General features: G+C 35.4%; 23 protein-coding genes. 20 read left to right on the top strand and 3 right to left on the bottom strand.

Annotated elements, in window-relative coordinates:
• Nucleotides 1–185 precede the first annotated feature (185 nt).
• Nucleotides 186–668 (top strand): SRPBCC family protein, encoded by a 483-nt coding sequence (locus AC6CHR_RS17895; protein WP_498250369.1) that lies wholly within the window; start codon nucleotides 186–188, stop codon nucleotides 666–668.
• A gap of 160 nt (nucleotides 669–828) precedes the next feature.
• Here AC6CHR_RS17895 and AC6CHR_RS17890 read toward each other — a convergent pair whose 3' ends face one another.
• The 3 genes from AC6CHR_RS17890 to AC6CHR_RS17880 form a co-directional block, all read right to left on the bottom strand.
• Nucleotides 829–1,101: a hypothetical protein gene (locus AC6CHR_RS17890; RefSeq protein WP_498250368.1), complete on the bottom strand. Its 273-nt coding sequence runs from the start codon at nucleotides 1,099–1,101 to the stop codon at nucleotides 829–831.
• A gap of 176 nt (nucleotides 1,102–1,277) precedes the next feature.
• Nucleotides 1,278–2,993, bottom strand: coding sequence for a GMC family oxidoreductase (locus AC6CHR_RS17885; RefSeq protein ID WP_498250367.1), 1,716 nt, complete (start codon nucleotides 2,991–2,993; stop codon nucleotides 1,278–1,280).
• A 33-nt stretch (nucleotides 2,994–3,026) separates the two neighbouring features.
• Nucleotides 3,027–3,779, bottom strand: a complete 753-nt coding sequence (locus AC6CHR_RS17880; protein ID WP_498250366.1) for a gluconate 2-dehydrogenase subunit 3 family protein — start codon at nucleotides 3,777–3,779, stop codon at nucleotides 3,027–3,029.
• Nucleotides 3,780–4,132: 353 nt separating this feature from the next.
• On the opposite strand from AC6CHR_RS17880, the gene tatC reads away from it, so the two are divergent.
• The 19 genes from tatC to AC6CHR_RS17785 all read left to right on the top strand — a co-directional run bounded on the left by tatC (nucleotide 4,133) and on the right by AC6CHR_RS17785 (nucleotide 23,778).
• A complete protein-coding gene (gene tatC, locus AC6CHR_RS17875; protein ID WP_498250365.1) occupies nucleotides 4,133–4,843 on the top strand; it encodes a twin-arginine translocase subunit TatC in 711 nt (236 codons plus the stop codon).
• Nucleotides 4,844–4,864: 21 nt separating this feature from the next.
• Nucleotides 4,865–5,068, top strand: coding sequence for a twin-arginine translocase TatA/TatE family subunit (tatA, locus tag AC6CHR_RS17870; RefSeq protein ID WP_498250364.1), 204 nt, complete (start codon nucleotides 4,865–4,867; stop codon nucleotides 5,066–5,068).
• 223 nt (nucleotides 5,069–5,291) lie between these two features.
• On the top strand, nucleotides 5,292–5,636 hold the full coding sequence (locus AC6CHR_RS17865) for a c-type cytochrome (RefSeq protein WP_498250363.1): 345 nt from the start codon (nucleotides 5,292–5,294) through the stop codon (nucleotides 5,634–5,636).
• Nucleotides 5,637–6,139: 503 nt separating this feature from the next.
• The gene (locus AC6CHR_RS17860; protein WP_498250362.1) at nucleotides 6,140–7,540 is read left to right on the top strand and encodes an aldehyde dehydrogenase; all 1,401 of its coding nucleotides are present in this window, start codon (nucleotides 6,140–6,142) and stop codon (nucleotides 7,538–7,540) included.
• Nucleotides 7,541–7,832: 292 nt separating this feature from the next.
• The gene (locus tag AC6CHR_RS17855; protein ID WP_498250361.1) at nucleotides 7,833–8,825 is read left to right on the top strand and encodes an LLM class flavin-dependent oxidoreductase; all 993 of its coding nucleotides are present in this window, start codon (nucleotides 7,833–7,835) and stop codon (nucleotides 8,823–8,825) included.
• 116 nt (nucleotides 8,826–8,941) lie between these two features.
• Entirely contained in the window at nucleotides 8,942–9,952 is a 1,011-nt protein-coding gene (locus tag AC6CHR_RS17850) for an LLM class flavin-dependent oxidoreductase (RefSeq protein WP_498250360.1), read from the top strand.
• 146 nt (nucleotides 9,953–10,098) lie between these two features.
• Nucleotides 10,099–10,398, top strand: a complete 300-nt coding sequence (locus tag AC6CHR_RS17845; protein ID WP_498250359.1) for an iron-sulfur cluster assembly accessory protein — start codon at nucleotides 10,099–10,101, stop codon at nucleotides 10,396–10,398.
• A gap of 77 nt (nucleotides 10,399–10,475) precedes the next feature.
• Nucleotides 10,476–11,018, top strand: coding sequence for a glycerol-3-phosphate responsive antiterminator (locus AC6CHR_RS17840; RefSeq protein ID WP_498250358.1), 543 nt, complete (start codon nucleotides 10,476–10,478; stop codon nucleotides 11,016–11,018).
• A gap of 141 nt (nucleotides 11,019–11,159) precedes the next feature.
• Nucleotides 11,160–12,083: an alpha/beta hydrolase gene (locus AC6CHR_RS17835; RefSeq protein ID WP_498250357.1), complete on the top strand. Its 924-nt coding sequence runs from the start codon at nucleotides 11,160–11,162 to the stop codon at nucleotides 12,081–12,083.
• Nucleotides 12,084–12,135: 52 nt separating this feature from the next.
• Nucleotides 12,136–12,570, top strand: a complete 435-nt coding sequence (locus tag AC6CHR_RS17830) for an SRPBCC family protein (RefSeq protein WP_498250356.1) — start codon at nucleotides 12,136–12,138, stop codon at nucleotides 12,568–12,570.
• Entirely contained in the window at nucleotides 12,570–12,908 is a 339-nt protein-coding gene (locus tag AC6CHR_RS17825; protein WP_498250355.1) for an ArsR/SmtB family transcription factor, read from the top strand. Before AC6CHR_RS17830 ends, AC6CHR_RS17825 begins: the two co-directional genes overlap by 1 nt.
• Nucleotides 12,909–12,992: 84 nt before the next feature.
• A complete protein-coding gene (locus AC6CHR_RS17820) occupies nucleotides 12,993–14,078 on the top strand; it encodes a DNA alkylation repair protein (protein WP_498250354.1) in 1,086 nt (361 codons plus the stop codon).
• Nucleotides 14,079–15,315: 1,237 nt separating this feature from the next.
• Nucleotides 15,316–16,488 carry an AGE family epimerase/isomerase gene (locus tag AC6CHR_RS17815; protein WP_498250353.1) on the top strand — a complete coding sequence of 391 codons (1,173 nt, stop codon included), beginning with the start codon at nucleotides 15,316–15,318 and terminating at the stop codon, nucleotides 16,486–16,488.
• Complete coding sequence (locus AC6CHR_RS17810; RefSeq protein ID WP_498250352.1) at nucleotides 16,488–17,672, top strand: glycoside hydrolase family 130 protein; 1,185 nt, start codon at nucleotides 16,488–16,490, stop codon at nucleotides 17,670–17,672. Before AC6CHR_RS17815 ends, AC6CHR_RS17810 begins: the two co-directional genes overlap by 1 nt.
• Nucleotides 17,673–17,768: 96 nt before the next feature.
• A complete protein-coding gene (locus AC6CHR_RS17805) occupies nucleotides 17,769–18,782 on the top strand; it encodes a substrate-binding domain-containing protein (RefSeq protein ID WP_498250351.1) in 1,014 nt (337 codons plus the stop codon).
• A 283-nt stretch (nucleotides 18,783–19,065) separates the two neighbouring features.
• Complete coding sequence (locus tag AC6CHR_RS17800; protein WP_498250350.1) at nucleotides 19,066–19,662, top strand: DUF624 domain-containing protein; 597 nt, start codon at nucleotides 19,066–19,068, stop codon at nucleotides 19,660–19,662.
• A 794-nt stretch (nucleotides 19,663–20,456) separates the two neighbouring features.
• On the top strand, nucleotides 20,457–21,812 hold the full coding sequence (locus AC6CHR_RS17795) for an ABC transporter substrate-binding protein (protein ID WP_498250349.1): 1,356 nt from the start codon (nucleotides 20,457–20,459) through the stop codon (nucleotides 21,810–21,812).
• A 257-nt stretch (nucleotides 21,813–22,069) separates the two neighbouring features.
• Entirely contained in the window at nucleotides 22,070–22,945 is an 876-nt protein-coding gene (locus AC6CHR_RS17790) for a carbohydrate ABC transporter permease (RefSeq protein ID WP_498250348.1), read from the top strand.
• A 2-nt stretch (nucleotides 22,946–22,947) separates the two neighbouring features.
• The gene (locus tag AC6CHR_RS17785; protein WP_498250347.1) at nucleotides 22,948–23,778 is read left to right on the top strand and encodes a carbohydrate ABC transporter permease; all 831 of its coding nucleotides are present in this window, start codon (nucleotides 22,948–22,950) and stop codon (nucleotides 23,776–23,778) included.
• Nucleotides 23,779–23,846 lie beyond the last annotated feature (68 nt).

The following is a 23,846-nucleotide window of genomic DNA, read 5'->3' as shown; positions in this document are numbered from 1 at the left end:
CGAAAATAAAGTGGTTGTAAAGCTAAAAACGATTAATAAAGAGGCAAAAAACCGCTTAATCTACTGTTATTAAACAGAATTCCCAACATTTAAAGAATCGTCCATCCTCGTATGTATTCACTTATGAGGATGGAGATACTAATATGAATAGTTACCAATAAGGATGTCCATAGGAGGAAAACGAAATGCTTGCAGACATACATAAAGATAAAAACGGCTATATTGCATGCTTTGAACGACATCTGGATCACTCTATCGAAGCGGTATGGTCTTGGCTGACGGAGAATCAGAAATTAGCGAAATGGTTTGCAGAACTTAGCATAGAGAAACTTCAAGAAGGAGGTATCATTAAGTTTGACATGCAGGATGGTACTTTTGAGGAGTTGACAATTATCGATCTTCAAATATTCTCTGTGTTGGAATATACGTGGGGAGAAGACAGTGTCCGTTGTGAATTGTCTCAAGAACAAGGTGGCTGTAAGTTAATGTTAATAGAAAAAATAAACGAGATAACCCCTCATACTCCTAAGGATCTCGCAGGCTGGCATGTGTGTCTAGATGTCATCAAGGCACAACTAGATGACAGTTCGATCGACTTCCGAAAAGAGGAGTGGGCAAAATGGAATGAGAAATATATTCAGGTGATTGCAGACTTGAAGAATGGATAGTTAGAACCTGAATCACATGAAAAAAACGAGCTATGAAAGTGAGTATGGCTCGTTTTTTGTATTATGAATATTGGTTTTCACTCAATGAGAGAATTTTCCATTTTCTGAGAGTGCATTGACAAAGGTCTCACGCATTTTAAAAAGAAACCAACTTACCTTCCTATTCAGCGCCTCTGTCTTTATCAAATTCTAGATCGTCACCCTTTTCCATTCTTTTTTCCGTATTTTCGGGATTTTCATCATGATTGGTAGATCTATTTGCCGGATTCGTTTCTTCATTAGTTTGATTTTGATTATAGTCGCTTTCATAACGAACCGGTTGATAATCTACTTCTTCTTGCTCAATGATCTCGTTATTGCCTAAATTACATGCTGATAAAAAGCTTACCGAAAGCAAAGTAGACAAGATAGAGATTTTCCATTTGGCTTTCATTTTATGCCTCCCGTATTTTTCAATTTATAAATCTTAATATGCTTCGTTAATGAGTAGTTAGTACAGGTACTTTTTGGAATAATATGTATACCGATTTTTAAATGAAAAAACCTGCCTCCATTTATCTTGGAGGCAGGTAGTCTGATCTTTTTAAGGTCATGAAAAGAGTAGTAGATTTATACGAGTGAGCCTCCCTGTTTAAGGTATTTTACAATTCCTTCAGAAGCTCTATATGAAAAGGCACCTAATGTACCAGTTGGATTAAAGTTACTGTTATGAGGAAATGCTGAAGCACCAGCTACAAATACGTTTTCAGCATCCCACATTTGCATATAAGTGTTGACTGCTGAAAGATTAGGATCAGCACCCATTATGACACCACCTGTGTTATGTGTATTTGTGTCGACGTTTACGTTAAATTGTGCTTGTTCTCCGACGGTATCAATATGGTCTGGAGCCATTTCTTCGGCAATGTTCCTAGTGATTTTCGCCATATATTTTACTAATTCACGATCCTGTTCTGTATAATCATAGGTCATACGTAATAAAGGCATCCCGTAAACATCTTTATAGGTAGGATCTAGATCAAGATAGTTCTGTTGGTGCGGTAGGCTTGCACCTTGTGATTTCACTTGCAATACACTGTTTGCATATTGGATTGATTGTTTTTTGAATTCGGCCCCCCATGAAGGTGTACCGATAGGCGCATGATTATTGGCAATTGGTCTATTACCATATTGGGTTGAGCGAATGCCTGATCCGTGAAGGAACTTTTCATCTGTATGGTCAAAATTATCACCAGTGAATTCTGCAATTTCTATACCTAATGCTCCAGCACCGCCATATAAATTAAATTCCCGATCATTGTAGTACAAGGTTGAATAACCTGAACTTACTTGGTAACAATAATTTTTACCAATTACACCTGTATTCGTGGCTGGATCATAGGGTTTTCCTAGACCTGAATTAAGCAACAGTTTTACATTATTAAATACATAACTTGCTAAGACGACAACCTCTGCAGGTTGTTCGAATTCTTCACCAGTGAATGTATTGACATAAACAACACCAGTTGCCTTTGTCCCATCATTGATGATCTTTGTTACATTAGCGTGTGTTCGCAAATCAAGGTTACCCGTTTCTTTTGCAACAGGGATGACGGTAACAACCGGGTCAGCCTTGGCACCGTACTCACAGCCAAAGTTTTCACAGTAGGCACAGTATTGACATGCGGCACGTGAAATACCATCAGGATTTTTGTAATTCTCTGATAGATTTGCTGAAGGAATCATATATGGTTTATAGTTAAGTTTTTTAGCAGCTTGTTCAAATATCTCTAAAACCGGTGTTTTTATCATTGGTCCTGTTGGATAAGGGTTTGAGCGTTTTCCATAGAGGTCAACAGTCTCGCCAGAAATCCCGGCCATTTTTTCAAATGTATCGTAATATGGCTCTATTTCGTCATATGTAATGCCCCAATCTTGCAGCGGATAAACCGGATCTATTTTCTTTTCACCATATCTTTCTATCGTTTTAGATTTAATTTCAAAGTCATATGGTAGGAAACGATAAGTTTGTCCATTCCAATGACTACCTGCACCACCAAGGCCATCACCTACAATGAATGTGCCGTAGTGACGCATTGGCAAAGCTCTCATTTTTCGGTTATTACGAGAGGTTATCGTTTCCTTTGATAGGTCTTGCATTAACTCTTCGCGATGTTGGAAACGAAGTTCATCATGTACCAACAAATAATCGCTCATCTGTCTTTCTTTCCCACGTTCAAGTCCGACAACTTTAATTCCGGATTTTGTTAATTCAGAGGCGATTATACCTCCAGCCCAACCCATTCCGACAACAACAACAGGTACTTTAGGTAGTTTTGTAGCCATGTTTGTCATCCCTTTCTTCTATTATAGCGAAGCTCACATATGATCTTGAAGGCTATTAGGCTCCAATTTTACAAATTTTTTGCTTTGAATTTCCTTTGTATAACTCATTCGGGAACCAGGATACTTTCGCATTTTCCAGCCAAGCATTTCCTTATTTCCTCCGTACAATGGATCTGCATAAACCCCTTCCATTGTTAAGGTTCTCAGCAATCTGAAAAATTCAGTTGTTGAAACACCAGAAAGTGGATCAGCATCACCCTTCTCAAACATGATTAAAATTTCGTCTTGTTCAGTTGCTGCCAATTCAGAAAATTTCTTTTTGTATTGTTTGTTGCTGTAATTATTTAGTCCTTTGAGGCCTAAACGGAATAAATCTTTACGTAAAATCTTTATTTGTTCGCCTTGTGTTGGTTCTGGTTCGTAATAGGGTCCTAACCGATAATCTTTTGCATTTACTCCCCATTGACTGGCCAATTGATGATCAACATAAATAGCTGCGTTTAAATCCTTAGCACCTGGACCATAATCGTCCTTTGGAAAGATACGTTCAACAGCAGCCACTGTTGTCTGATATTCCTCTGGGTAAAAAAACATTAAGGCTACATTCGGATTAGCAGTTTGAGCTTGAGTCGTATGTTCTGTTTTTTCACCACTTTCAGTATCTCTTCCTAACAGACTTCCAACAGCTCCACCTATAAAGAGCCCACCTACTGTTAAACCAGAATTCTTTAAAAAGGTTCGTCGTGTACTTCTAGTTTCGATTTGACTTTTCGATTTGTCAGACAAAATAAGACCTCCTAATATATAGAAAGAAACGTGATTAACTAACAAATTGAAACAACCAAACGTTGTTTGAGAGCTATGGAATTCTGCAAGCATTTAGCTGGATTTGCGCTGCAATTCTTCTCTCTCTTACGTTAATTGGTCTGACATTAGTTAAAAGATTGAGACACGTTACCATTTTTCCATAAGTCTATCCTGAATTCTGAAAATATAAACTTGATTTAAGTGGGTAAGAAAATTAAAGCAAAGTCCTTTAACCGATAAAATTTTTGATTAACTTACTTAAACTATGGCAATTCTAATACCATTGAAATAGTTAAGGCGAACTTTATATGAAAAATAGGTGGTTAAGAAACATGGAACAAGAATACACGCTTGTCGAACATTTAACAGAGTTAAGGAAACGAATCATTATTATTGCGGGAACCTTTATTGGGTTTCTTGGTATGGGGTTTAGTGTTGCATCCAAGTTACTAAACTTAATTAAATTGCAACCTACTGCTGTAAATGTGGATTGGAATGTCTTTGGTTTTACTGATGGTATTCTCATATACTTTAAGTGTGCAATTATGATTGCCATTCTTCTTACATTACCTATAGCATTGCACCAAATTTGGTTGTTTGTAAAACCAGGGATGTCAAGTGAAGAAATGAAGGGTACGTTTAAATATATACCGATTTCCTTTCTCTTGTTTCTTGCTGGTGTAAGTTTCAGTTATTTTATTTTATTTCCGTTAATGTTGAATTTTATGTCAGCTATCAATCAATCGGTAGGTGCAACAGAAACATATGGAATGAACCAATACTTCACCTTTATGTTTAATTTAATCATCCCTGTTGGAATTGTTTTTGAAATGCCTGTTATTATCCTATTTCTAACCAAGATGGGGATAGTCGATCCAAATTCATTAAGGAAAATGAGGAAGGTAGCTTATTTTTTATTAGTGGTAGTTGGTGTGTTACTATCACCTCCGGATTTTATCTCTGATATTCTGATTATCATTCCGTTATTACTTTTATTCGAAATAAGTATCGCGATTTCTGCCTGGTCTTTTAACAAAAAATAAATGCTCTTAGGAGGAAAACTCATGCCAAATATCGGTGTCCCAGGATTAATATTAATTTTAATTATAGCTTTAATCATTTTCGGACCGGCCAAACTACCACAATTAGGAAGAGCTGTCGGCCAAACCTTAAAAGAGTTCAAAAACTCAACAAAGGGGATAGTAAATGAGGTAACAGAAGAATTTGAATTAGAAGAAAAACAGAAAGAACTAAAGAGCGATAACTAGAATAAAAAGAACCATTTAGAGCCATTATCATGCGGCTTAATGGTTCTTTTTTTATTTGGCAATAATTATCGTTAATCAATACGTTACTTTCAGGGGAAACTGTAACCATTACAGCTATTATATTATTGTAGTTATTCTTCTTCTTCATAGTTAAACGTGATTTGGATTATAAAGTGGTATTTGAAAATGGCCCTTTTAACTACTAATTTTGGAGGTTCTTTATATGGAGAAAAAAACATTGATTATGCTTGGTATGAATATTATTCTAACAGGTACTTTGGTATTTTTACTATTTTTCTATGAAGTCCCTCAAGGTACGGAACCAGCAAGGTCTGGTGACACTGCTTCTGTTAGTAATCCTGAGGAGATTGTAAATGAAAATTGTCTAACTTGTCATGGAGAAAACTTACAAGGGGGAGCAGGACCAGCATTAGATAAGATTGGCTCAAAATATGATCAAAGTGCAATAGAGGATATTATTAATAATGGGAAAAATGGTATGCCAGCTGCTGTTATTTCAAAGGAAGAGGCGACTATTGTTGCCGAATGGTTAGTGCAGAAAAAGTAGATGAACAAAAGAGAAGAAAAATCACATACAGCATTAGGCCAAATGAATGTGCCAATGCTGTTGTGGTATTAGGTCTTAGTATAACAAATTTTAGAATAGATCCTGTTAAAAAAATGAGGACCAATTAAAGACAATAGACCATAAAACAGTAGTAAATAATAACCCTATTATAAAAATAATCCATTGGTTTTTCTTATGTTCCCAACAAGCAATAATGATAGCAAGTCCTATTGGAGCACATATAAAAGGAAGCCGTGGAAATGTCTCAAAGGATTTTAAACAATAAATACCCAAACAGGTTGTTAACAATAAAGACAAAAAAAACTCGTTAAATAATGATAATTCTAATTTAATATGAGGGTTCATGATTTCCTCCTTAGATAAATCCTTGGTATAGTTACAAGAGCTATATTAATAAAATTTGTTGTTTCCTTAGTGTGACAGGAAATCAGCTTTTTATGTAAGGATATTATGTATAGAAGGTATATTTGGGAGGTATTTCATTGAATCAACACCCTATAATAGAGTATTCAATTGATTCAGTTACAAATAATGTTCAAAGTCAGAAGAATTTCTTTTCTAGTGGCAAAACAAAATCAAAAGCGTTTAGAGTTAAAATGTTAGAAACACTTGCGGAACAAATCCGCGTAAATGAGGAAGCTGTTTGTGAGGCTTTAAGAATCGATTTAAATAAATCAAAAACAGAAGCATATCTCACTGAAATAGGCTTTTTATTGGATGAAATTCGATATACACTTAAAAATCTAGATAAGTGGATGAAGCGGGAAAAGGTTAAGACAGCAATGACTCATATTGGGTCGAAGGGTTATAAGATTGCTGAACCATACGGGGTAACGTTGATTATTGCTCCTTGGAATTATCCGTTTCAATTGCAGCTAGCACCGTTGATTGGAGCAATTGCAGCGGGAAATACAGCAATCTTAAAGCCGTCAGAATTAACACCCACTACATCTCATTTGTTAGCTCGCTTAATCAATGATGTGTTTGACCCAGCCTATATTAAGGTGTTAGAGGGAGGGGTTGAAACAACCAGTCATTTATTAGAACAACCATTTGATTATATCTTCTTTACTGGTAGTGTCCCTGTTGGGAAAATTGTCATGCAAGCTGCTGCTAAGCAATTGATACCCGTAACCCTGGAGCTAGGAGGGAAAAGCCCATGTATCATTGATCATACTGCTAATTTAGAGCTTGCGGCGAAACGTATAGCCTTTGGAAAATGGACGAATGCCGGGCAAACATGTATTGCCCCTGATTATTTATACGTACATAAAGATATTCGGGCTCGTCTCATTGAAGAGTTACAAAAAGTTGTCGGTGATTTTTATGGTGACAATCCAATAGAGAATGATGATTATCCGAAGATAGTGAATGACCGACATTTTAATAGAGTTAAGAATTATTTATCTGATGGTAAGATTTTGTTTGGTGGTCAGTATGATGAAAATAAACGGAAACTTGGACCAACGTTACTAGTTCCAAGAAATATGGAAGTACCTGTTATGACAGAAGAGATCTTCGGTCCAGTTCTACCGATTATTGAGTATGAAGATATACAAGACGTTATTCAGTTTGTAACGGATAGACCGAAGCCTTTGGCGCTTTATCTGTTCACAACGAACGAACAGATTGAAAAAAGCGTCATTGATCATCTTTCTTTTGGTGGAGGCTGTGTGAATGATACATTGATGCATATCGCCACACCTTATTTACCATTTGGTGGCGTAGGTGAAAGTGGAATTGGTAGCTACCATGGCGAATCAAGCTTTGTAACCTTTTCTCATTACAAAAGTGTTCTAAAACAAACAAATCGCTTTGATATTGGTTTACGCTATCCTAATGCAAAAAATGGATTAAAACGAATTAAACGATTTATGAAATAATCTCTTGTAGCAGGTTATTGAAATTTTAAAAGGTTTCAATAACCTTTATCCTTGAGAATATTCAAACCATCCAATCCCCTGCATTCAAACTCATTCAACATTTTAGAGTCTAACTTAATAAGTTGGAAAGGGAAATAGTAGGTCGGGGAATTTCTTCAACTCATGTTTTGTGAGATTGTATATTGGATAACTAGTAACGTGAACTTATATAATATAGAAGTATATTTGTTTTTCGAAAGGATCTGTAACATGTAGATCTGAAATTTTTGTGGCATGAGGAAGTTGGAATGAAATGAGATTAAGCGTTCTTGATCAATCTGTTATTCGTAAGGGTGATAGTGCTACTGATGCTTTCCGAAATACAGTGGAATTAGCTCAGTTGACCGATGAGCTTGGCTATACGAGATTTTGGGTGGCAGAACATCATAATACGAACGGGATAGCAGGTTCTTCACCGGAAATTTTGATATCCCATATAGCAGCTCGTACAAATAGAATACGTGTTGGTTCAGGAGGAGTATTGCTTCCACAATATAGTCCCTACAAAATTGCTGAAAACTTTAAAGTGTTAGAAGCCATTAATCCGAACCGTATCGATTTAGGTATTGGTCGTTCACCAGGTGGTTCACCTTCTACAAGATTGGCCTTAACTGATGGTGTAAGAAAAAGTATGAACGATTTTCCGAGGCAGGTTAAAGATCTAAAGGGGTATTTAATGGGCGAATTACCTAAAGAACATCCATATCATCATGTCATTGCTTATCCAAAAATAAATACGATTCCTGAGATGTGGCAGTTAGGAGTTACTCCTAGAGGCGCTAGAGTTGCAGCAGAAAACGGAATTGCTTTTACATATGGACATTTTATAAACCCAACACATGGTACACAAGCAATTGATTATTATTTGAACAATTATGTAGCATCCGAAGTACTTGAAAAACCAAAAGTAAATATATGTATCTTTATCATATGTGCTCAAACTCAAGAGATGGCAGAGCAACTGGCTCTGAGTCAAGATCTTTGGCTTCTAGCCGTTGAAAAAGGAGAAGATACACGGATTGTCTCCTTTGAAGAGGCCAAAAGCAAGTCACTCTCAATAGCAGATAAGAAAAAAATACAAGAAAATAGAAAAAGAATGATTGTAGGAACGCCTGAAATTGTGAAGGATAAAATCCAAAAACTAAGTGAACGTTATCAAACAGATGAATTTATGATCTTAAGTAACCTTTATGATATCGATGCAAAACAGAATATGTATACATTATTAGCTGAAACTTTTATATAGAGTATTTTCGGGGCATGATGTCTAGTGGTAGGCTACACACAATTTCATTTCAATTCGTTCAAGACAAGGTTCTTAATCAGGTTAATCGATTCGTACGATTTTGGAAGGTGATTATTGTGAAATTAAGTATACTGGATCAAGCACCAATCTCCTCTCGTAAGACAGCTAAAGACGCACTAGAAGCGTCCATTGCCCTAGCTCAGATCGCTGAGAAATATGGATACTCACGTTATTGGATTGCCGAACATCACGATTTATCTGGACTTGCCTGCTCGGCACCTGAAGTGTTGTTAAGCTATATTGGTTCAAAGACTGAAAGAATTCGCATTGGTTCTGGGGCTGTATTACTTCCACATTATCAGCCTTATAAAGTTGCGGAGACTCATAATATGTTAGCAACTCTTTTTCCTGATCGCATTGATATTGGCATTGGCCGATCTCCTGGTGGATCCGCGGAAGCGACATTAGCTTTATCTGCTACCTTTTTGGAGCAGGTTAGGAAGTATCCTGACTCGGTAAAGGAGCTCTTGAACTTTTTTAACAACAGCTTTCCTTCGGATCATATGTTTTCAAAAATAAAGGCATCACCTTTACCTCCAAAAGCTCCGGAACCATGGATTCTTGGGACAAGCAAAAAGAGTGCATTGTTAGCTGCTGAAAATGGTGTAGCTTATGCCTATGCAGACTTCATGAGTGAAAGTGATGGATCGAATATAGTAGAACTATATCGGGACAATTTTAAAAGTTCAGGTAACCTGAGTAAACCAAAGTCAATGATAGCAATTGATGTAGTTTGTGCTGAAACAACAGAACTTGCCGAAAAGCTAGCATTAAGTTATCTTTTATGGAAACTGAAAGCTGCAAAGGGTGAACATGTTTCTGGAATAACAACACCAGTTGAAGCTGAAAATTATCCATTTACAAGCACTGACATAGACTTAGTAAATCAGATGAAATCGAAATTAATCATTGGTAATCCACAAGAGGTTCGACAACAGCTTCTTGATATACAAGCTTTGTACAAAGCAGATGAATTGATGATCCTGACAATTACCCATAGTTATGAAGCTAGAATACAGTCATATCAGTTAATTGCAAAGGAAGTTATCGATAAATCTCAAGCGTAGTTGTATGACGTTTACCCTCATTATGACGAATAGTTGAATTTATTTCCATTTCTTTGACTAATCTATCAATGAAGAGCGATTTCTTTAATAACGAATAGTAATAAAGCATCTAAAAATCTAATTCAACTAGAAAAGAGGATATAACAATGAATTGTAAAATAAATCGAAATGCAGCAAAGGTTTTACAAAAGATGATTAGTAGTGAGGATGCTGAAGGGAAAATGATTCGTGTATTTGTAACACATCAACATGGCGACCATGCACACTATGATATCAAGCTAGATACCCCAACTGAAAAAGATGAAATTGTTAAAACAGATAAGGGTATTGATATTTTGTTAGAAAGAGACAATGACTTCTTAGATGGCGTATGGATTCAGTATTTTTATGTTCCAAAAGAGGAGTTTGTTATTACGAATCCTGCAAAAGGGAGCCATACACATTAATGGCCATAAACGTTAATGTAAAGTAGATAAACGTTCTGCTAGTTTTCAAAAGTAATCAAGAGAAATAAGGTGAATATATGCAAAAAATTTTACCCGCATTTACTTCTATTAAACAATTTGAAACATTCCTAACAAGTCAATATCAGATTGGAGTGTTTCTGGAAACTCATATATCTCAGTTGGTTAATATCCATAAGCTTGCAAATCAATACAACAAAAAAATCATTTACCATGTAGACCTAATTCATGGTTTGAAAAATGATGAGTATGCGACAGAATATATTTGCCAAGAATTTGATCCATATGGACTTATCTCAACAAAATCAAGTGTCATCTTAAAAGCAAAACAAAAAGGCGTTCTTGCAATCCAAAGAATGTTTCTAATTGATTCCCACGCACTTGAAAGAAGCTATCGATTAGTGAAAAAAACGAAGCCTGACTATATTGAAGTTCTACCAGGTTCAATGCCATGGATGATTAAGGAGGTAAAGGATCGAACGAACATAAAAATCTTAGCAGGGGGACTGATCCGGTCATCAAAAGAAGTTGAAGAGGCACTGGCAGCAGGGGCTGAAGCCATCACAACCTCTAAAAAAGAACTATGGGAAGAGGTTAACTGAGTTTTTGATAATAAGAGAAGAGGTTTCTGCTACATAATGTCAATAGGTGTAGAAGAAGCTTTTTTAAAAATTGTCTCGAATTAGAAGAAAAGTATACTAAAATGGGATTATCCGAATCTATTCTTTTAGGAGATGCTTAAGATGGAACAAGACTTATGGCTGACAATGTCTGATCAGCATGATGTGTTTGTACATAAATGGTTTGATGTATCGACACCACCTAAAGCGATTTTACAATTATCACACGGAATGGCGGAGCATATCCTTCGTTATCATAGCTTTGCACAGGCTTTAGTAGCAGAAGGGATTTTTGTTTATGGTCATGATCATCGAGGTCATGGGAAAACGGGAGAGAAAAACGGCCTGTTAGGATTTTTTGCTGATGATAATGGATTTGAGCGAGTGGTTGATGATTTAAATGAAATAAATGAGTTTATCCATAAACAATATCCAGATTCGCCAATCTTTTTAATGGGACATAGTATGGGCTCGTTTATTGTAAGGCGTTTTGTACAACGCTTTCACGGCCGTGTAAATGGTGTGATCCTCTCTGGGACAGGTGGAAATCCAGGATTGATGGGGAAGGTTGGACAAAAACTAGCACAATCTCAAATGAGAAAGTTGGGAAACCGAACGGAAAGTCTATTAATGAATAAACTTACCTTTGGAAGTTATAATAAGAAGATACCTAAGGTTGAAACTGACTTTGATTGGTTAACACGAGATCAGCAGGAGATTCAAAAATATATTAAAGATCCACATTGTGGATATGTTTCAACAACCGGATTTTTTTATGATTTATTATTAGGATTAGACATCATACATAACGATAACGAAGTGAAAAGAATAGAAAAGAAGTTACCATTCTATTTTATAAGTGGAAATCAAGACCCTGTTGGAAACTACACAAAAGGAGTTATTGGCGTTATCAAGCAATTTAAAAAGTGTGGAATTGACCAAATAGACTATAGGTTTTATAAAGAGGGACGCCATGAATTGCTTAATGAACTAAATAAACAAGAAGTAATCGATGATATTATTCAATGGTTAGAAGGTCAAATCTAGATTAGAGTAAATACAAGATTGACATATAACCAAAAGAACTGGAGATGTAATGATGCAAACAAATCAGCAAGGTAACGTACCAGAAATTCGTAAAACAACAGTTTTTCAAGCACCAATCGAAAAGGTCTGGCAAGCAGTTTCCACTTCAGAAGGGATTGAGCAGTGGTTTATGCCAAATGATTTTCAAGGAAAAGTTGGCCATGAATTTACTATTCAATCTCCATTTGAGAAATCACCTTGTAAAGTAGTAGAATACAATCCTCCGACTGGTCTTTCTTTTACTTGGGGAACGTTTGGTTGGCAAGTAACGTTTCTGTTAAAGGAACTAGAGGGAAAAACAGAATTTACACTCATTCACTCTGGCTGGGGTGCTCCTGATGAAATCGTTGGACAAGCTGGAGAAAAGGTTGCGGTTATCAGAGAGCGAATGAACAATGGCTGGGACGGAATTGTTTTAGAGCGCCTCCGCAAAGTTGTTGAGGAGTAATGTCTGATGTTCAAAAATACGATGTATTTCAAGCGATTGCTGATCCTTCAAGACGCCAAATGCTTAAACTTTTAGCTAACGAGGAATTACCTGTAACAGTTATAAGTAAGCATTTCCCGATGAGCCGTACAGCAGTATCAAAACATCTTCGTATTCTCTCGGAATCAAATCTCTTAAGTGTAGAGAAAGTAGGTAGAGAGGTCAGGTATAAACTCAAGCCAGATACATTACTCGAACTTAAGCAATGGCTCTCCTTTTATGAACAATTTTGGGACAACAAAATGTCTATGTTAAAGCATTATGTGGAGGAAAACGAATCAGGTGATGACGATGGGTGATCAATAGACGAATGAACATGAAGGTAGTTCTGATCAATAACAATCGTTGCTAAAATTACCTTAAAATAAAAGGAGGTGGAAAATATGGCAGAAGAACTTAGAAATGTATTTAACCAGGACTTCATTCATCAACTTTCAAAGGTCTTTAAACAAGAATACCCAATGTTTAAAGATGGTGTATTTCTGGAATTAATTTATGATGATAAGTGGTCAGAGTTAGCGCTCAAGCAACGAGTGAGACATATTACTACCTCTCTTCATCAAACATTGCCAATGGACTATAGTGATGTACTAGCGTTATTAAAGAAAGTAGCTCCTCAGTTTCAGGGTGGGTTGGCTGGTATTATTTTTCCGGATTATGTAGAGGTTTATGGACTTAATGATTGGGATGAATCAGTTTCAGCACTTGAGTATTTCACATCATTGTCGACTTCAGAGTTCGCAGTTAGACCGTTTGTTATGAAAGACCAGGATAAAATGATCAATCAATTTTTAGAATGGAGTACTCATTCTAATGAACATGTCAGAAGACTAGCGAGTGAAGGTTCTAGACCGAGGCTGCCATGGGGAGTGATTTTAACAACCCTTAAACAGGACCCACTACCAATAATCCCGATTTTAGAAAACCTTAAAGAAGACCAATCTTTATACGTTCGAAAAAGTGTCGCAAATAATTTAAATGATATTTCTAGAGACCATCCAACTTTGGTACTCGATCTTGCGAAAGACTGGTATGGAGTAAATGAAGAAACAAACTGGATTATCAAAAGAGGGTTAAGGACCTTAATGAGGCGAGGGAATCAACAAGCACTAGAATTAATCGGCTTTCCAGGGAATCCTTATATTGATATTACAGAAATACAAGTAACAGACTCGATCTGTATTGGAGAATCAATCACCTTTTCCTTTCAACTGACATCAAATGATCACTTGAAATCTAATAAGGTAAGAATCGAATATGCCATTGAATTTGTGAAAGCAAACGGTAAGCATTCTTCTAAAATATTTAAAGTGACAGAAACAACTATTAATCCTAGAGAAATAAAGTTATATGAAAAAAAGCATTCCTTTAAAAACTTAACAACAAGGAAACATTATCCAGGAAAACATAAGTTATCGATTATTGTTAATGGTGTAGTAAAGGGTAGTGAGTACTTTTATGTTGAGTAAAAAAGAATCTGCAAAGGAAAGTAAGATTTCCTTTGTGGATTAAGCTCTTTTCTAAAAAGTAATGTGCTCCAAAACCCAGTAAAAAATCGGCCCTTGGATTTTTACTAACTAATTAAAGCCAAAGTGCATAGTAACCCACAAAGTAACAAAACGAAAAGAGCTCTAAATATAGCTGAATCAGTATAATAAGTGCTTTAATCCGGTAGATCTCCCAAACATTCATTTCATACTAGTTTGTTGCTTAATCCCCAGTAAAAATCACCCCCTGGATTTTTACTAACTAATTAAAGCCAAAGTGCATAGTAACCCACAAAGTAACAAAACGAAAAGAGCTCTAAATATAGCTGAATCAGTATAATAAGTGCTTTAATCCGGTAGATCTCCCAATCATTCATTTCATACTAGTTTGTTGCTTAATCCCGAGTAAAAATCGGCCCTTGGATTTTTACTAACTAATTAAAGCCAAAGTGCATAGTAACCCACAAAGTAACAAAACGAAAAGAGCTCTAAATATAGCTGAATCAGTATAATAAGTGCTTTAATCCGGTAGATCTCCCAATCATTCATTTCATACTAGTTTGTTGCTTAATCCCCAGTAAAAATCGCCCCTTGGATTTTTACTAACTAATTAAAGCAAAGTGCATAGTAAACCGCAAAGTAACAAAACGAAAAGAGCTCTAAATATAGCTGAATCAGTATAATAAGTGCTTTAATCCGGTAGATCTCCCAATCATTCATTTCATACTAGTTTGTTGCTTAATCCCCAGTAAAAATCGGCCCCTGGATTTTTACTTACTAATTAAAGCAAAGTACATAGTAACCCACAAAGTAACAAAACGAAAAGAGACTTATATATGGATAAATCAGTATAATAAGTGCTTTAATCCAGTAGATTTCCGCAATCAATAATCCATCATATATAGCTCTAATTTACCGTGAACCTTCTTGTTCTAACTCCAACTCATTCTTAATCAACAAACCTAACATACAACGCTAAAAAACTGCATGAAAACTAACTTCATTTTTATCAATTTTCAGTATTCAGATCGAAGCCATCTTCTATAAACATGTTCCTTTCCACTACAACATTTAAAGTTTTCTAGTATTGCTTAAGTATTTCTTAGGCAAAATAGCTAACAATTAGTTGGAAACGCTTTAAAATTAATTGACAAAACTGAAGTTAGAAAGTAACATAATATTTAAGTTATCGGTAAACTAATTGTTGGAGGTTATTGATTTGAGTAAACTAAAAAATGAACTTGAATCTCATTTGTTAAATCATATTTTACCTTTTTGGGTAAAGCTTAAGGACCAGGAAAATGGTGGGTTCTATGGCAGGGTTAACTATGATTTAACCATTGATAAAGAAGCAGATAAAGGTGGAATAGCTGTTTCACGCTTTTTGTGGTCATTTTCAGCTGCTTATCGGATTACAAAAAAACCTGAGTATCTAGAATGTGCACACCAAGCATATAGATTTTTAGCTGAGAAAGTTTATGACCATGAACATGAAGGGTTATTTTGGCTAGTAGATTTCAAAGGAAACCCTGTCGAGTCACAAAAACATGTCTATACTCAATCATTTGGTGTTTATGCATTAAGTGAATATTATCGAATTACTAACAACGAAGATGCATTAACGTTAGCTAATAAAATTTTTGACCTAATGGAAACAAAAGGGTTTGATAAACAATTCAATGCCTATAAAGAGGAATTTGATCGCGAATGGAATGAACTTCCTAATGAAAAGCTAAGTGAAAATGGTGTCATTGCTGAAATTACAACAAACACACATCTTCATGTGTTAGAAGCTTATACAAATTTATATAAGGCATCACCTACAGAATTAGTTAAAGATCGCTTAACTAATTTAGTGGAAATATTCTATGAGAAAATTTATGACAAAGAGACGAAATTCTTAAATGTGTTTTTTGATAAGCAATGGAATTCCTTGCTTGATATAAAATCATTCGGACATGATATTGAAGCAAGCTGGTTGATTGATGATGCACTTAAAGCGTTAGGTGTTGAAGATGAACGTTATGACAAAATGGTCATCGATATTGCCTACAATATTGCTAAATCTGGAATTTTAGAGGATGGATCTCTTGCAAATGAACAACATGGCGAAGAAATAGATGCAACGAAAATTTGGTGGGTTCAAGCTGAAGCAATTGTTGGGTTCCAAAATGCATATGAACGGACAAATGATGATCAGTTTTTGTCAATTATTGATGGGTTATGGTTGTATACAGAAAAGAATATCGTTGATCACCGTGAAGGTGGAGAATGGTATTGGTCTGTTGAACCTGATGGTAAACCGACTGAAAGAGCGGTTGGAGAACCGTGGAAAACACCTTACCATAATTCAAGATTCTGTTTAGAAATGATAGAGAGGATTGGAAAATAATGATACATGAAAAATACTTTGAATTAGCAGAGAAACAAAATGAACTATTAAGTAAAAAAAATGAGAAGAAGGCTGACTTTTATAACGGAGTATATGACCGTTATGAAAACCCAGTTGTTACTCGTCACCATGTTCCTGTACATTGGCGTTTTGATTTAAACAAAGATACAAATCCACATTTCATGGAGCGTTTGGGTATCAATGCAGCATTTAACCCAGGTGCTATCTACTTAAATGGTAAATATTATCTTGTTGTCCGTACAGAAGGATTGGATCGTAAATCGATTTTTGCAATCGTCGAAAGTGACAATGGTATTGATAACTTTAGATTCATTGATACGCCATTAACTTGGGAAGATATTGATGAAGGTGAAACGAATATTTATGATATGCGTTTAGTTCAGCACCAAGATGGTTGGATTTATGGTATTTACTGTTCAGAAAGTAAAGACCCTGATGCTCCAGCTTTTGATACATCTAGTGCGATTGCACAAGCTGGATTAGTTCGCACAAAGGACTTGAAAAAATGGGATCGTCTTCCAAACATTCAAACACCATCACCACAACAACGTAATGTTGTCCTTCATCCTGAATTTGTTGACGGTAAGTATGCATTTTACACTCGTCCACAAGATGGCTTTATCTCAACTGGATCTGGTGGAGGAATTGCATTTGCATTATGTGATGATATTTTAAATCCTGTTGTAAATGATGAAAAAGTTATGCATGAAAAGCGTTATCATACAATTTATGAAGTTAAAAATGGCCAAGGGCCAGCTCCAATCAAAACTGATAAAGGTTGGATTCACATTGCACACGGTGTAAGAAATACTGCAGCTGGATTACGCTATGTTCTTTATACTCTAGCTACTAGCTTAGATGATCCTTCTAAAGTCATTGCAACACCTGGTGGACACTTTATTGCGCCTTATGACAACGAACGTGTTGGTGATGTATCGAATGTTATCTTCTGTAACGGTGCAGTTGTAAATGAAAATAATGATGTATTTATTTATTATGCATCAAGCGACACACGTGTTCACGTTGCAACAACAACTGTAGATAAATTAGTCGATTATACATTCAATACGCCGGAAGATCCATTCCGTTCACTTGACTGTGCAAAGCAGCGTAAAGAGCTTATAGAGAAAAATCAAGAATTACTGAAGAGTGTTAATAAATAAGGCTATTATTAGGGCTGATATGTTTTTCGTGTAGAATAGTTTACTAGTAAAAACATATCAGTTTCATTATTAAAGATTGGCTCGGAGGAAATGATAATGAAAAATAATGTGACCATGAGAGATATAGCCGATCGATTAGGTGTGAGTAGTGTAACTGTATCAAAAGCACTTAATGATAAAGATGGTGTGAGTGACGAGCTGAAAATAAAAATTAAGAACCTTGCTGAGGAAATGGGCTATCGCTATAATGCGATGGCTAAGTCTATGAAAGAAGGATTATCCTACAACATTGGGGTAATCATTCCAGAGCGATTTGCAGGAATGGCTCAATCCTTTTATTTAAATGTTTACCAAAGCATTACAAAAGTGTTAGAGAATCATGGATATTATGGCATTCTTCATATATTAAATAATGAAGATGAAAAAATGCTTTCCCTCCCAAGGATCTATAATGAAAACAAGGTAGATGGCTTCATCATTCTTGGGCAAATTAGCAAACAATATATTGAAAAAATACAAAGTATCGAGCTTCCTAAGGTTTTTCTTGATTTCTATGATGATCATGCGGATATAGATTCAGTCATTACAGATAATTTTTATGGAGCTTATGAAATCACGAATTACCTTTTTCATAATGGTCACTATGATATTGCCTATGTAGGAAATTTATACTCTACTAGCAGTATTCAGGATCGCTTCTTAGGTTATTATAAATCATTGCTTGAACATAATATTGTTCTAAACAATGACTATGTTCTTAATGACCGTGATGAAGATGGCGTGTATATTGATATTCAAATCCCTGATAAGCTCCCAACTGCATTTGTGTGCAATTGTGATCAAGTTGCTCATAATTTAGTTCACAAGCTAACTAAGCTAGGGCTTAACGTACCTGATGACTGTTCGGTGGTTAGCTTCGATAACGATGTGTATGCAACAATAACAGAGCCTGGATTAACAACAGTTGAAGTAGATATCGAAGAAATGGCTAATAATGCTGTTAACTTTATGTTGGAAAAAATAAAGGATCAAAATAAATCGTTTGGACGTGTATTAGTTAAAGGGAAAATTGTCTATAGGAATTCGGTTAAGAAAGTAAAAACAGGGTAAATAGCTGCCTTGTTTTATTTTTTTACTCAATTTAGGGTTTGCTATTAGCGATATGCTTCTCATTGTTTTGACCATCCCTGATAAGTTGGTTATGATTAGTATAATAGGAACAGATTAAGCGGAAATCACGAAGATTAGCTATATAGTTTGGCATTTTACGAATACTGGATCTATATTGTTATACTCATTTTGGGGTAAGAACCAGTTTATATATAGCTATTCGGTGCTAGCGCTTAAAAAAATAATAAGCTATGGGAAAATAGCAACCAGGTAGAGGGATAAAATGAATAGTAAAACAATGATGTTATTTCAATACGTGTATAAATATTTCCAAGTAAGTTTGTATTTCTGGCTATATTTGATAAAAGGGCTAGTTGTTTACAGCCTAGTACCGACTCTAAGTGCACTTTTTTTAGTGCTCCATGATATTAATAAAGGTGAAGATGAAGAAAAGAGCAAAGAGGTAAAGGAACTTTTCAGAGAATATTATGAAACCTACAAAAGTCATCGGCTGCCATCCTTTCTTTATACGATTATTTTCATCCTGCTTTATACGTGTCTGTTTTTTGTGACGATAAGTACCAATGCCTTCACACTTATATTGCTGATTTTATTCATCTATATGTTAGTAATGGCTTTATTGATGATAACGTATAGTACAATCTATGTAAGTTTCAAAAAAATGAATGTAAAAATGGCAAATATGCATGCGTTTGTCGCGATCATCAGAAATCCTATTCAATCTGTAGCGTTGATTATGGTCTTTATCCTTCTGTATCTTGGAGCGGGTTATAACTTTGCCTTTTTTGTTATTTTTGGACCGTTTTTATATGGACTAGGAGTTATTCTATCTTTGGCTAAGTTAATGAAAGAAGAGTAGAAGAAATAGGTAAGTTTGAATTTATGAATATGGTCATAGATAGGGCAAGGCTTTCAATATGGAGCAATCCATCGTTGAGTAGCCTTGCTTTTTTGCAGGTAGGGTTTGAAGGGCTAAATTTAAAACGTTAAAGATATCCTTTTGGTGATTTAAGTTATGACCGCTCAAACAAGAGACAAAAGGTTCACATAAATGTTTGTGATTTTTTAAATAGGTGCGCATACCTCTCTACTGACAGGAAAGGATAAACTATATAACTCTTGCTCCATTCCTAGTTACCTTTATACTAACATCTTTAAGTGAAAACAAGTTAAATTACCTATCTATATAAGTGTAAAGAGCATGACAAAGGGTATATTCGTAGAATGAAATGAAGTTCGTGAGATGATGATCTTAGCGAACAATTGATTTCTTTTATCATGTGTTAAGTTTAAAAAGTAAAGTGGGAAAATTTTATTAACTTAACGTTAACTTTACTGTTGTTTATTTAACAAGGTTGGTTTATTATAATAATTAAGGTAGTTAAGTCATTTGGACTATAACACCAACGATACATTTCGTTCTGGTTATTTATGTTATCCTTCCTGCTTTAAAGTCATTTAATGTTGAAAAAACACTTGAAAATGAAAGGGCTTTTTTAATAAAATTGTGACTAAAGTAGTAGGAAAGATAAAAAATAGTCGAAAACATAAAAAATGTCGAAAAGTTATTGACAAGAAAGCGTTACCAAATTACAATTAACTTGTAACCTTTACGGTAACTTAAAATAGGAATAAAGAGAGGGGTCAAACAAAATGAAAAAAAGTAAATTACTTAGCTTATTTATGGTAATGGTACTTGTAGTTCTAGCTGCTCTAACTGGTTGCTCATCAGCTAATGAAGGTGAGAAAAAGGATGAGGGTAACAAAGAGGCAGATGTAAGTTGGAAAGATAAAGATCCAAAAGAGATTGAAGGGGAAATTACATTTATTACTCAACGTACTGATATCGTGGATACAGTTTTCCCAGAATATGCGAAAGAATTTCAAAAAACTTATCCAAATGTTGACGTGAAATTCGAAGCTTTAACAGATTACGGCGGACAGATCACACCTCGTATGAATACAGAGGATTATGGTGATGTATTATTAATGGCTCCGCAAGTTCCGATTGAAGATGTTCCAAACTTCTTCGAGCCACTTGGTAAACTTGATGAGATGGAAAAGGAATACATGGGTGTTGAAGAAAGAGCTGTTGAAGGAACAGTTTATGGTATTCCGATTGCGATTACCTATACTGGTGTCGTTTACAATAAGAAAGTATTTGAAGAAGCGGGAATTGAAAAAACCCCAAGAACAATTGACGAATTTATGACAGCTTTACAAAAAGTTAAAGACAATACGGATGCTGTTCCATTGTACACGAACTATGCTGCTGGATGGCCTTTAACGCAATGGCAAGGTGCTGTAGCGACTGTTGCTGGTGATGCTGCTTATTATAATCAAACATTGATTAACGAGCCAGATCCATTAACGCCAGGTAAACCAGAATACGAACTTTACAAAGTTATGTATGATGTTGCTAAAGCAGGCTTAATTGAAGAAGATCCACTAACAACTGATTGGGAATTATCTAAAGAGTTAATGGGTAAAGGTAAAATTGCAACAATGGTATTAGGATCATGGGCTGTTGACCAAATTAAAGGTGTATCAGAAAACCCAGATGATATTGGTTACATGCCTTTCCCGACTGATGCGGAAAAAGTTATTTTTCCTTTAGGTGCTGATTTACAAATTGCTGTTAACAAACACAGTGAACATAAAGATGCGGCTCTTGCTTGGGTTGATTGGTTCATTCATGATTCTGGATATGCTGTAGAACAAGCTGGTGGTATTAGTGCTTCTAAGAGTGTTCCACTTCCAGAAGAGTTAGCAGTATACGAAGAACAAGGTGTAGTATTCTCTTTACTTGATCCTGCAAAAGAAGGACAAGAAGGATTACTTGACCAAATCGATAAAGAATCAGAAGTTGGTTTATGGCTTGAAGATAAGAAAAAACGTATGATTGAATCTGCTATTGGTAATACAGACGAAACGTATGAGGATATCAATAAAGAACTAAATGCTGATTGGAATGAAGCAAGAATCAAAATCATGGGTGAGTACGAGTAAGACAAACCTGTGTCAAAGTGTGAAAGATAGAAAAGTGCAAATTTTGCACTTTTCTTATCCTTTACTCGTTATTAAGCCAAAATTAGTGAGTGAGCATGAGAAAATAATAAGTCTCTATATCACAAACCACTCATTAATTAAAGGTGGACATCACCTTTTATTAATGAGTGGTTTATTGAAAAAGGACTGCTTTAAGAAAGACTAAACTGCTTTTACCAAATATCATCATTGTTCATTATTACCGGGAGGTGTAGTTCGTGTTCAAATTCTCAAATCTATCGTATGATGCGCAAAGAAGGGTCATTATCATTCTTTTCTCCCTTGTCCCGGTTGCGTTATTAGTAACCTTTGCATATGTACCGGTAGCAAATATGTTTTATTATAGTTTTACAGATTGGAACGGATTTAGTGACAAAGGTTTTGTTGGCTTTGAAAATTATCTGACAATTTTTACAGACCCAGATTACTTTGTTGTATTTAAAGTAAGTTTATATTATTTCTTTGCTACATTTGTTCAAATGGGGCTTGCTTTATATTTTGCAACGATCCTTACATTTAATGTTCGTTTTAAAAACCTTTTTAAAGGTGTATTGTTTTTCCCTTACTTACTTAATGGTGTTGCAATTGGGTTTATGTTCCTGTTTTTCTTTAGACCTGAAGGAACATTAGATACTGTTATGAATGCGCTAGGCTTAGGAACGCTAATAACACATTGGTTAGGTAATCCAGATGTTATTAATATTTCATTAGCTGGAACGTCTGTATGGAGATATATGGGCTTTAACTTCATTATTTTCCTAGGAGCCATTTCTTCGATACCAAAAGAAGTTTACGAAGCTGCAGATATTGATGGTGCGAATAAATGGCATCAATTTAGATATATTATCATGCCGAGTATTCGTAGAATTATAGAACTTAACTTGATTTTAGCGATTAGTGGAGCACTTTCTTCTTTCGAAATTCCATATATCATGACTGGTGGATCGAACGGAAGTAAAACATTTGTCATCCAAACCGTTGATATTGCCTTTAAATATGGTAAAGTCGGTCTGGGTTCTGCGATGGCAGTAGTTCTGATGATTATCGTTATTCTCGTAACAGTATTACAAAAGAAATTCTTTAAGGAGGACTAGAAGTGTATAAATTAAAATATACGTTAGGTAGCGTTGTTAAATACGTTTCATTACTTCTAGGAGCATTCGTTGCCTTAATTCCTATTGCGGTTGTATTTTTTGCCTCCTTCAAAACAAGTGATGAATATACTAGTACAGGCCCGTTAACACCGCCTGAAAATTGGTTGAACTTTGAAAACTATACACGTGCATTTGTTGAAGGGAATATGATGACTGGTTTTATAAACACTGCGATAATTTTACTTATCTCAATCGTTGGTGCTACATTAACTGGTTCTATGATTGCCTTCGTATTAAATCGATTTAAATTTAGAGGTAGCGGTCTATTGATGGGTGCTTTCTTGCTTGCAACTTTAATCCCAGCTGTTACAACTCAAGTAGCAACATTCCAAATTATTGAAGGACTTGGATTATTTAATACGAGATGGGCAGCAATTATCTTGTATATGAGTACTGATATTATTGCGGTTTATATATTCATGCAGTTTATGGAATCAATCTCAGTTTCCTTAGATGAGTCGGCTATGTTAGATGGTGCGTCATATTTTACTATTTACCGGACCATTATTTTACCATTGTTAAAACCAGCAATTGTGACGGTCATCATTGTGAAAGGTGTAAATGTGTACAATGATTTCTACACCCCATTCCTATACATGCCGAAAAAGGATCTCAACGTTATCTCAACCGCGTTGTTTACCTTTAAAGGACCGTATGGGTCGCAGTGGGAAATTATCTGTGCAGCTATAATGATAGCAATCATTCCAACACTTATTGCTTTTCTAACATTACAAAAACATATCTATAACGGTATGGCTGGATCAGTTAAGTAATAAAATAACAACTATTAATAATGATCGGGGACTGATTTCTTGTATATAAGAGTCAGCCCCTATTTTTA

This window comes from Metabacillus sp. GQ13 (assembly GCF_059758525.1).
This window is presented reverse-complemented; position numbering and strand designations above follow the sequence as displayed.